The organism is Ancylomarina sp. YFZ004 (assembly GCF_054254355.1).
Genome location: NZ_JBTCHQ010000016.1, coordinates 16,907 through 28,627 on the forward strand (window position 1 = coordinate 16,907; position 11,721 = coordinate 28,627).

The window sequence follows — 11,721 nt, forward strand, 5'->3', positions numbered from 1 at the left end:
AACAGGTATTTTAATCGATATATAAAGTTCTTATTACCTTTGCAGCCTAATAAAACTCTATATGCTTTTCGAAACTCACACATTATCAAATGGTATCCGTTTAATCCATCGCCAGGTGGATCAAAAAGTAGCACACTGTGGAATCATTCTAAATACCGGATCGCGCGATGAAAGTGAAGACGAATGGGGAATTGCCCACTTTATTGAGCACGTAATTTTCAAAGGAACAACTAAGCGCAAGGCCTATCACATTCTAAACAGAATGGAAGATGTGGGTGGAGAACTTAATGCTTATACCACCAAAGAAGAAACTTGTATTTATGCCACTTTCTTAGATAAGGACTATAAAAGAGCTTTAGAATTAATCGGCGATATCAGTTTTAACTCGATTTTTCCAGAAAAAGAATTAGAAAAAGAAAAGGAGATTGTTCTCGATGAAATCAACTCTTATAAAGACAGTCCTTCAGAATTGATTTTTGATGATTTCGAAGATCTAATTTTCAAAAATGATCCTATCGGACGGAACATATTAGGAACGCCTGAAAACATTAAGAAATTTACAAAAGAGAACATCCAAAATTTCATAAAGAACAATTTCCATACTGATCAAATGGTTATTTCATCGGTCGGAAATATCTCTTTCAAGAAATTAGTAAAAATGGTTGAGCGATTTTTTGGTGAGATCCCTCAAAATTTGCGCACCAATAAAAGAGTGAAACCTAAAATATATAAGCCAAGAACTCTTGTTCTTGAAAAAAACACACATCAACGTCATTGCATATTAGGTAACGTGGCGTATGACTTAAACGACGAAAAACGGATTCCTTTATCACTACTAACAAACCTATTGGGTGGACCAGGTATGAATTCCCGTTTGAATCTTACTTTACGAGAGAGACATGGTTTGGCATATAATATAGAAGCTGGCTATTCTCCATATGTAGATACCGGTATTGTGAGCATCTATTTTGGGACAGATAAGGGTTATCTAGATAAATGTTTATCACTAATCTACAAAGAAATGGATCTCCTTTGCTCTAAGAAACTCGGAGCAATGCAATTGATACGAGCGAAGAATCAAATACTAGGACAAATTGCTATCTCTTGTGAAAACAATGAGAATTTGATGTTGAGCGTTGGTAAAAGCTACTTACTTTATGACAAAATTGATTCTCAGCAGGATATCTACGATAAAATCGAAAGTATTACTGCAGAGGAACTGCTTGAGGTCTCCAACGAGATATTAAATAAAGACCATTTGACCACTTTGATGTATAAATAAATCATGATTGAAGTAAACAAAGCCCTAGAAGATTACATACTTGGACACTCTGAGAACGAAGATCAGGTCCTAAAGGATTTAAGTAGAGAGACACATGTGAAGATGTTACGTCCCAGAATGCTTTCGGGGCATCTACAAGGAAAGTTTCTAAAGATGATCTGTCAAATGCAAAACCCTAAACGTGTTTTGGAAGTTGGGACTTACACTGGTTATTCTGCCATCTCAATGGCAATGGGAACTTCATCTGATTGTGAAATTCACACGATTGATTGTAACGATGAATTAGAAGGCTTTACTAGAAAATTCTTCAAACAATCTGGCTGCGAAGAGCGTATTAAATTTCATATTGGTGAGGCTTTAGACATTATTCCAAAGCTAACAGGTGAATTCGATTTGGTTTTTATTGATGCTGATAAACGTCAATACATTGAATACTACGAAGCCATAATGCCCCTATTAAAAGAAGGCGGCTTTATTCTTGCTGATGATGTTTTATGGGATGGAAAAGTGATTGAGAATATCGATCCTAACGATAAACAAACTCAAGGTATTCTAGATTTCAACAAACATGTTCAGGATGATGAACGAGTTGAAAACCTAATGCTTCCTATTCGTCACGGCTTAATGATGATTCGAAAGAAATAAATACGAGCGAACTTATATTTCAAGGCTTCAAAATAGAGAATCTCTCTTTTTGAAGCCTTTTTAATTCCAATCTTCTATTGGGTAAGTACGATCAGTCGTTTTTTTCCATCCATCTTTACAGTAATAGGCTTTTTAAATCTCACGTGTTTTATAGCTCCCTCAGCCTCAACCAAGTCTTGAGCCTTAAACATTTCATAATCAATATGTGATTCGGCCGAATGATGATAAACCGAACAATAGCCAATATTCATAGAGGTAACATTGTGAAAAAAATGAGATCCTGAGGAGGCTTCCAAAGGATAATCCTTGTAACTGGTTTCTACTATGAGTTTAGACCTGGAAATATCTTTCCACTTCACAGGAATGCCAATCCATCTATCACGAGTTCCCCAACGTCCAGGTCCGATAAGGATGTAATTTCGATTTTCATGATCCATTCTTTGATTAATTTCAGCAATCTTATCCGCAATCTCACTTGTCATATCTTTCACAAATAAATCTGGATCAACAAAAATAACGTCCGTAATATCTTCAACGATACCATTCCCCATTCCCTTATCAGAGAACATCAAGCTTGTAGCTGAATTAATTGTATCCATATCGATACTATAATCATCTGCTCCTGCGACTAAGGGTTTTATTTGCAAAATATAGAAGGCTGATTTCCCATCTTCATCTCTATTCAAATCAACAGAGAATTCTATCTCAACGGCTGAGCCCATTGCCTCTTGAACAATTTCAAGTACTGTTCGAATGGTTTTAGCCAAAGGAATATAATCGTATTTTAAAATATTCGCGAAATTTACAATCCTTGGTCCATATTTATCCAATCCTGGACTGATAATATCATTTTCAGTATCGTAAACTGAAGCACAATGTGTTAATGTTCCATGATCTTCTGCTTCATCAATGTCTAAACGAATAAGACCTGCTGTATCTCCTTCGAGCAAATTCAACTCTTCCTTTTTTAAATTAACCGCATAAAATTCAAGTTGTGAATTCTTGAATTGATCCTTAGGGGTATTATTCTCACTCGATGGAAATGCTGGTGAAAAACGATAAGCTTTTTCCCCATCAACCACATATTTCCCCAACCCAACAGCTACAACAGCAAAACCATCCTCTGGTTTCATATGTCCGTATGGGTAATAATTGTACGATTGAGCAACACCACTAAAGTGAGGATAGAAATAATCGCCATATCTGTTACCAACGACTTCCTGTATCACGATTCCCATCCTTTCCTCATCTACCGAATAATTACGCCCATGAATACTCGTTTGAGACTCATTGGAAAAAACAGAAGCATAAACCAATTTAATAGCATCCAAAACCTGTTCTAGCCTTTTATTTAAATCCGGATTACTATTGGGTAGTAAATAGGTTTGAAAAATCCCTGCTACTGGCTGCTGAAGAGAATCCTCAGATAAACCTGAAGATCTAACAGCCAATGGTTTATCAAAATTAGAGAGAATATGCTTGATTCGATTCTTCAATCGTGACCTCAAACGTCCTTTCAAGAATAGTTGCTGAATTTCGGCATAGTCTGAAACTTGCTTAATCTTATATATCAAACTATTACGCTCCATAAAATCCATATACTCATCAACACCAATTACGGCGGTCATTGGAGCTTTCACATTAATTCCGGGCACATAGCTACTCAAGTTTAAATTATAGAGCAATGAATTGACAAAAGCTAAACCTCTCCCTTTTCCTCCCAAGGATCCAGAAGACAACGATACAATATTCTCTGCATTAAAACCAGGTTGAGATTTAAAGGCGACGATCTTTCCTTTACGTTTTTCATTCCTAAACTCATGGATCATACTTATCAAATAGGACCGAATATCTTCTGCCGATTTAAAATCTGTCGTTTTATAACGGGCAATCATCTTTGCAATCTTAACCTCTCCACGAGCCATTAACCACAAAGAAAAATTATTACGATTGGCATGATAGATTAATGATTCTGCAGGTATATTATACAAATGCTCTTCAAATTCTCTAAGCGATTTTGCCGTTTCAATTGCATCGCCATGAATGTTCTTATACACAAAATCTCCAAAGCCTAGATATTCTTCAATAAAATCACGGATATCCTGACGCAAACTCTCTGAATTTTTATCAATAAAACTGCATTTTAATTCATCGGCATAAATGGCATTATCAACTTCCGATGATTGTAGTATAGCAGGTAAATTGGGCAATTCACTCCTAATCTGTTCGACCAATTTAATCCCAGCCTTATCATCCATCACATCATTCATCTTATACTTCACGTCAGAAATTAAACAGAGAAGATAATCCTTATAACGACTATAAATCGATAAGGCCTCTTCATAATTCAAAGCCAATAAAATTTTAGGTCGTGCCCGCATCCTCAAAATTTTATACTGAGGGTCGGTTGTAACATCATCGATAATACGTTGGGTTTGTGCCATCACACTCTGATACAGCAAGGGCAAATATCGAGAATAGTACTTCGCCGAATCCTCTACAAGCAGAATAACCCTCACCAAACCCACATCGGTATCATTCTCAGCATTAACCTGATCCTCCAAACTCTTAATCATGGCGATAAACACTTGAGACTCTCCATTCCAAACAAACATTTTATCGACGTAATGTAAGCTTTCACGCTGCTCTTCATAAAAACGAATATCAGCATCGTTATTCAACAACAGAAATATTGAGATATAAGGAAAATCTTTTTTCACCCTCTCACTAAGCTCTATTGGCGTCTTTTTATCGACACCAACCATCACAATAATCATATCGAAATGCTTAGAACGAAGTTGCTTCATTGCCTCATCGTAGCATGAAACACCGGTCACTCTTGGCATAGAAGATAAGTTCAACTGATGATACTCATCATATATCTGCTCAGTGAAACGCCCTTCTCGTTCAATATTATAGGCATCGTAAAGATTCGCCACCAATAAAATCTCCTTAACCTTAAAAGGCATTAGGTCGTGATAGACATCTCGGTTTGCATTATTTCTATTCAGATAATCATTCAGTAGATTCCTGTTCTCAACACGGACAAATGGCCCCTCAATGTATTCTTCGTCCGAATATTCTTCCTCCGTTTTCGTTATCAAATACTTTCCTGCTTCAGTATTGATATAACCCGAAATCATATTCGATATATTATCAATTAAATCTCTCTCCTCTTTAAGAAAAGGACCTTCGTATAAACCAGGAAATTCCTTGGTATAAAAAACTTCTATTAAGCCTGTTCTCTTATCAATACAATCAAAACTCTGACTCAACACCCACTTTGATTCGCTAAAATTTGGACTTAAAAATTGTTTCCCATCAAAACTAATACGCGCAGCCGTATAGGGCGGATATTGCATAGCCTCCTTCAATATAAAACTAATATGCTGTAAGGTATCGGGTATTGATTTAGCTTCCTTAATAATCCCAGTAGTCTTATTAATGGCAGACAACTCTTTTAGTCGCTCAATATTCTCCTTTGCTAATCGAGATACGTTTCTTTTATCTGGTTGTAAAGTCATAAGCCTAAATTTTGCACACTTCTAAATTTAACAAAAAATCAGATCATATAAAACCTTGACTCTCAAGTATTTCTTTTTTACCTTTAATAAGGAATCATATCCAATAGATTTCTCTCATTCTGCAAATTCTATTTTAACAATTTGACAACAAACTTTATTTCCAAACCTAAAACCACAGATATGACAAGTACGATGACAAGCACAAACAGATCGAGCTTTGGAGAGGAATTCATGAATAACTTAAAGAATCGGAATCCTGGTGAAATAGAATTTCATCAAGCTGTTCATGAGGTAACTGAATCCCTACTCGATTTTATTGAAGACAATCCCAAGTATAAGAATGCAAAGATTCTTGAACGTATGTCGGAACCCGAACGTATTATTATTTTCAGAGTCGCTTGGGTAGATGACAAAGGAGAAATTCAAGTCAATAGAGGTTACCGAGTTGAAATGAACTCAGCAATTGGTCCCTATAAAGGTGGACTTCGCTTTCATCCAACAGTGAATCTTGGTATATTAAAATTCTTAGCCTTTGAACAGGTATTCAAAAATAGCCTAACAACTCTGCCTATGGGTGGCGGAAAAGGTGGATCTGATTTCGACCCGAAACAAAAAACAGATGGTGAAGTGATGAGATTCTGCCAAAGTTTTATGACTGAACTATCAAAACATATTGGTCCTAATACTGATGTTCCTGCTGGTGATATTGGTGTTGGTGGTCGTGAAATTGGTTATCTATTTGGTCAGTATAAAAGATTGAAAAACGAATTCACTGGCGTTCTTACTGGTAAAGGACGAGAGTGGGGAGGCAGTTTAATTCGCCCTGAAGCAACAGGATATGGTACTGTTTATTTTGCTGACGAAATGCTTAAAACTAGAAATGATAATTTCAACGGTAAGATTGTAACTGTTTCGGGTTCTGGGAATGTGGCTCAGTTCACTACAGAAAAAGTAAATGAACTAGGAGGTAAAGTCGTCACTCTTTCCGATTCTTCAGGCTTCATACATGATCCTGATGGTATCGACGCAGAGAAATTAAAATTTGTCATGCGATTAAAAAATATAAAAAGAGGTCGAATTGAAGAGTATGCTAAAAAGTTCGGCGCTGAATATTACCCAAATGAAAGACCTTGGAAAATAAAATGTGATGTTGCTCTGCCTTGTGCTACACAAAATGAAATCAATAAGGAAGAGGCAGAACTATTAATCAACAATGGTTGTATTTGCGTTTCTGAAGGTGCTAATATGCCTTCAACACCTGATGCCGTTGAGGTTTATCTCAACAATAAAATCCTTTATGGTCCAGGCAAGGCAGCAAATGCCGGTGGTGTTTCTGTTTCTGGATTAGAAATGTCACAAAACGCCTTACGTATGAGCTGGTCTCGTGAAGAAGTTGACGGCCATTTGAAACGGATTATGCAAGATATTCATACCACTTGTGTAAAATATGGAAAAACAAAGGATGGCTTTATCAATTATGTGGATGGGGCAAATATTGGAGGCTTCGTAAAAGTAGCTGAAGCCATGCTCGCACAAGGTATCGTATAAAGAAAAAAGGCGCCAATGGCGCCTCTTTATTTATTCTATTAATCTATTATAAGTCTATTGATCCTGCCAATCGAAATCCTCTTCCATCTTTCACAAAACTCAGATCACCAAGTCTAAAATAAACGCCTCCTCGGTAAGAAACGCGTTCACACGAATCTGGAACATCTTCGAAACAAATCGATTCTGGAGCATCAACTCTTATATAACCATACTCTGGGTAATACTGATAATAACGACCCCTTGCATAGTAGTAATCACCATCGCAATGATTAATAATAGTTGGTCGAACTGAGAATTTCACTACAACATTCCCATATCTTGGATGTGCATAACATCTATGTCCATGACGTTTGTAATAACGACGAGCGACTTGTTTGTGGTGATTGTGCCCATGATTAGCATGACTGTTGTATCGGTGATTATCATGACGTCTCACTACTCTATCATTACGATAGTGATCGCCACCATAATGTCTGGTTTTCACCTTTGAATACTTTTCGTTATGTCTATGCTTCTTATGGCTCTTTGCATGATAATCTCTTTTCTTATCCTGCTTATGACCTTTTGTTCGTTTAGTATATTTACTTTTCTCGTTCCTGTTTCGCTCATCCTTATGTGATCTGTGTTGAGCAAATGTAGGTAGTCCTGAAAATATAATTGCTGCTACCAATACTATACTGGCAACCAACTTCTTTATTATCGATCTTCTCATGGCAATTGTATTTAAGTTTTCAAAAAACAGTTATCCTTTGGTAGGGATAAATCTTAAACTGATATATCACTCTTATTATTGCTCTACACTGCAAAGCTTGTGCCATAAAAATGAAGAAGCACCAAGCAAATGAATGCTTAGTGCCTATAAGAATATACAAATCAATTAGTTTAGATTTATTTTTTTATTTTATGATGCCCTTCTATAATATCCTCAATCAAACTATATATTAGTTAATTCCCTATCCCCCTCTAACTTTTATCATTCAAATCCTACATTTAATCAAAACTCAACAAAATAATTTATTAATAAACGTATATTAATAGAAACAAGAATAATATTTCTCATACTCTAGAATCAGCACCCTTAAAAACAACACTTTTATGAAATCCTCAACTCCAATTCTCCTTTTTCTAGCGGTTAGTCTTTTGACTCAATGTCATAAAAAACAAAATGAAGCCCCAGTGGAGACTAGTCCAATATCCACTAGTCCAGTATCGATTAGTTATGAACTGATTGTGGATGGCTTAACAATCCCGTGGGGCTTTACATTTCTACCGGACAGAAGTCTTTTAATAACTGAAAAATCGGGTATTCTATACCATTTTAAAGAAGGTCAAAAAAAAGAAGTTGAAGGTCTTCCCGATATATTTATGCGTGGTCAAGGTGGTTTAATGGACATAGTATTACATCCAAATTATGAAGAAAATAATTGGGTTTACTTCTCATTTGTTTCCACTCAAGGTGATGGAGAAGGCAGCAATACTGCTATTATGCGTGCTAGGTTAAATCCAGAAAAAAACATTCTAACTGATAATCAATTGTTGTATAAAGCTTCGCCTAATAGTACGGCAGGATACCATTTTGGAAGTCGAATCACATTTGATAATAATGGGTATTTATATTTTACCATAGGAGATAGAGGTAACAGAGACCAAAACCCCCAAGATATCAATCGAGATTGCGGAAAAATTTATCGTCTTTATGATGATGGTAGAATTCCCGAAGACAATCCTTTTGTAGGACAAGCCAATGCACGAACTGCCATTTATAGCTATGGACATCGTAATGGACAGGGCTTAACTAAACATTCCGAAACAGGAAAAATATGGATGCACGAACATGGCCCTAAGGGCGGAGATGAAATAAATATAATTGAAAAAGGGAAAAACTATGGGTGGCCAATTATTAGTTATGGCATTAACTATGATGGTACAATAATAACTGATTTAACACATAAGGAAGGAATGGAGCAACCTATTTATTATTGGACTCCTTCTATAGCACCAAGTGGTATGTGTTTTATTACTTCGGATATTTATAGAGATTGGAAAGGAAGCCTCCTAGTAGGTTCCTTAGCTTTTCAATATCTAGAGCGACTAGAGATTGAAAACAATCAGGTTATTAGCCGTGAAAAATTACTCCAGGATATAGGAAGAGTTAGAGATGTTCGCATAGGTCCAGATGGGCATATCTATGTCGCTGTAGAATCAAAAGGTATTATCAAAATTAATCTCAAAGAAGAATAAATGACAACCAAGATCATAACACTAAGCATCATATTAGCCTCTAGTTTTATTATGTGTAGAAATTCAGAATCCAGAAAAAGTAAAGAAAGAGGAGCTATAGTGTACAAAGATTTTTGCATCATGTGTCATCAAACAAATGGTAAAGGCACCAAATTAATTCCTCCTCTTGCAAATTCAGATTACCTTTTAACCAAAAGAAAAGCAAGTATAAAAGCTATCAAGTTTGGTCAGTCAGGTGAAATTATTGTAAATGGTAAAAAATACAATTCATCAATGGCTACAATGGGGCTTTCAGATGAGGAAGTTGCTGATGTCATGAATTACATTCTTAATTCCTGGGGGAATAAATCAAACGAAATTGTGACTAAAGAAGAGGTCAAACAACTAAAAAAATAATTTACTACATAACTCTTAAAAACTAAGATTCTAAAAGCAATGAATCAAATAAAATCCACCTTGTTCTTTCTTGTTTTATTCCCTGTGATAGCCAACTCACAAGAAACTATAGAACAAGACTCAGTAACCAGACATACATTAAAAACGATATATGTTAAGGCAGCCCGAATTGAAAGTCAGCTAGATCATCTGCCTTACGCTTATTCCGTTTTCCAGGTAAAACAAGCAGACCAATTCAAACCTCAACTTTCCTTACAGGAATTCATCAATCAAATCCCTGGACTGTATTCTCAAAATGCCAACAATAATGCTCAAGATTTAAGAATCTCGATACGAGGCTTTGGTTCTAGATCGGCATTTGGCATTAGAGGAATTAAACTTATTGTTGATGGCATTCCCGAAACCACTCCAGATGGACAGGGGCAATTAGATAACCTTAACCTTGGTATCATTCAACAAATTGAAGTAATTAAGGGAGCAGCCTCATCTCTATATGGCAATGCTTCAGGTGGTGTCATTGCTATTGAAACGAAAAAAAATTTCGACCATCCCTTTAGTGAATTGAGGACTTCAGTTGGATCATTTGGTATGCAAAACCATTCATTGAGTACAGGATTTGGAACAAGGCGCACAAAATTTATCATTTATGGAGCTTATAATTCATCCAATGCTTATCGAGATCATAGCAGGTATAGACAATTCTCTTTTAACACAAATATCTCACACAAAATAAATTCTCATTACAAACTAAATATCATTCTCAATTATCTGAATAGTCCTACAGCTCAAGACCCTGGAGGCTTAAATCTTGAAGAGGTAAAGACTAATCGTCAACAAGCAAGAAGTAAAAACCTTCAGTTCAAAACCGAAGAAAGTATAAGTCAATTAAAAACAGGACTGATTTTAAAAGGGAAATTCAATGATAAATTAAGTCTTAATACTTATGCTTTTTTTAGCTTTCGTAATTTTTTAGGCAAACTACCTTTTGAATATGGAGGTTTTGTTGATCTACTCAGAAACTATGGTGGACATGGTAGTAGTTTGACATTCTCGAATTCAAAAAATAAACTCAAACTAGGCTATGACATAGCTTTCCAAACTGATAATAGAAAACGATTTAAAAATATAGATAGTTTTCAAGGTGATATGACTTTAAATCAGCAAGAAAATTTTGGAAATATTGGGCTATATATACTGGATCATTTTTCCTATAAGAAATGGTATTTAACAGGAGGTTTACGCTACGATTATAACAGATTAGAAGCCAAAGATAGAATGACCGGTGATGGAGATCAATCTGACATTTTAACTTATCACGAGTTAAACCCAAGTATAAGATTTGCTTACAATTTCATCAACAAACAAAATATTTTTGCTGGCATCTCGACAAGTTTTGAAACACCTTCCCTTTCAGAATTATCTGCAAACCCGAATGGAGAACAAGGTTTTAATACAAAACTTAAAGCACAAACATCCATTAATTATGAGATCGGCTTAAAAGGGAAAGTATTAAATCGAATAAGTTATCAGCTCAACTATTTTTTTACTAAAACAAAAAATGACTTGGTTCCTTATGAGATAGAAGACTTTCCAGGACGAAGTTTTTACCGAAATGCTGGAAAGACAAATCGTAAAGGCTTGGAATTTGAAATGACTTATAATCCGAACAAAAACTGGAGCATCCAGACAACATATACTTTATTACATTTAAAATACGAAGCCTACATAATCGAAAATAATGACTACAAAGAGAATAATCTGCCTGGAATTCCCAAAAACATAGCTACTTTATCTTTACAATATCAAACTATTAAAGGTTTTCATGCCAATTTTCAAGCGAATTATATTGGTTCATTATTTGCAAATGATGCTAATACAACTAAAATTCCGCCTTATGTACTTTTAAATCTTAACTTCGGATATTCTCATCAACTTAAAGAACTTTCCATCAAACCCTTTGGAGGAATCAGAAATCTTTTAAATAAAAAATACAACGATAATATACGCATTAATGCTTTTGGTCAACGATATTATGAACCCGCCCCAAGAATAAATGCCTATGCCGGTGTTTTATTACAATTTTAA

8 protein-coding genes are annotated in these 11,721 nt (G+C 35.5%); 6 read left to right on the top strand and 2 right to left on the bottom strand.

Translation table 11 applies throughout. From position 1 onward, the window contains the following. Positions 1 to 61: 61 nt before the first annotated feature. Both ACXR6G_RS18545 and ACXR6G_RS18550 read left to right on the top strand, forming a co-directional pair. A complete protein-coding gene (locus tag ACXR6G_RS18545) occupies positions 62 to 1,282 on the top strand; it encodes a M16 family metallopeptidase (RefSeq protein WP_458362948.1) in 1,221 nt (406 codons plus the stop codon). Between the two features lie 3 nt (positions 1,283 to 1,285). Beyond that, a complete protein-coding gene (locus ACXR6G_RS18550) occupies positions 1,286 to 1,927 on the top strand; it encodes an O-methyltransferase (RefSeq protein ID WP_458362949.1) in 642 nt (213 codons plus the stop codon). A gap of 74 nt (positions 1,928 to 2,001) precedes the next feature. Here the strand turns inward: ACXR6G_RS18550 and ACXR6G_RS18555 are convergent, their stop codons facing one another. Further along, complete coding sequence (locus ACXR6G_RS18555; RefSeq protein ID WP_458362950.1) at positions 2,002 to 5,451, bottom strand: PEP/pyruvate-binding domain-containing protein; 3,450 nt, start codon at positions 5,449 to 5,451, stop codon at positions 2,002 to 2,004. A 180-nt stretch (positions 5,452 to 5,631) separates the two neighbouring features. On the opposite strand from ACXR6G_RS18555, the gene gdhA reads away from it, so the two are divergent. Next, on the top strand, positions 5,632 to 6,999 hold the full coding sequence (gene gdhA, locus ACXR6G_RS18560; protein WP_458362951.1) for an NADP-specific glutamate dehydrogenase: 1,368 nt from the start codon (positions 5,632 to 5,634) through the stop codon (positions 6,997 to 6,999). A gap of 46 nt (positions 7,000 to 7,045) precedes the next feature. Here gdhA and ACXR6G_RS18565 read toward each other — a convergent pair whose 3' ends face one another. Next, positions 7,046 to 7,711, bottom strand: a complete 666-nt coding sequence (locus ACXR6G_RS18565) for a hypothetical protein (protein ID WP_458362952.1) — start codon at positions 7,709 to 7,711, stop codon at positions 7,046 to 7,048. Positions 7,712 to 8,175: 464 nt separating this feature from the next. Here ACXR6G_RS18565 and ACXR6G_RS18570 point away from each other — a divergent pair, with 464 nt between their 5' ends. Genes ACXR6G_RS18570 through ACXR6G_RS18580 form a run of 3 tightly spaced genes read left to right on the top strand, consistent with a single transcriptional unit; the run spans position 8,176 to position 11,721 of the window. Next, positions 8,176 to 9,240 (top strand): PQQ-dependent sugar dehydrogenase, encoded by a 1,065-nt coding sequence (locus tag ACXR6G_RS18570; RefSeq protein WP_458362953.1) that lies wholly within the window; start codon positions 8,176 to 8,178, stop codon positions 9,238 to 9,240. Further along, positions 9,241 to 9,636 (top strand): c-type cytochrome, encoded by a 396-nt coding sequence (locus ACXR6G_RS18575; protein WP_458362954.1) that lies wholly within the window; start codon positions 9,241 to 9,243, stop codon positions 9,634 to 9,636. 39 nt (positions 9,637 to 9,675) lie between these two features. Further along, entirely contained in the window at positions 9,676 to 11,721 is a 2,046-nt protein-coding gene (locus tag ACXR6G_RS18580; protein ID WP_458362955.1) for a TonB-dependent receptor family protein, read from the top strand.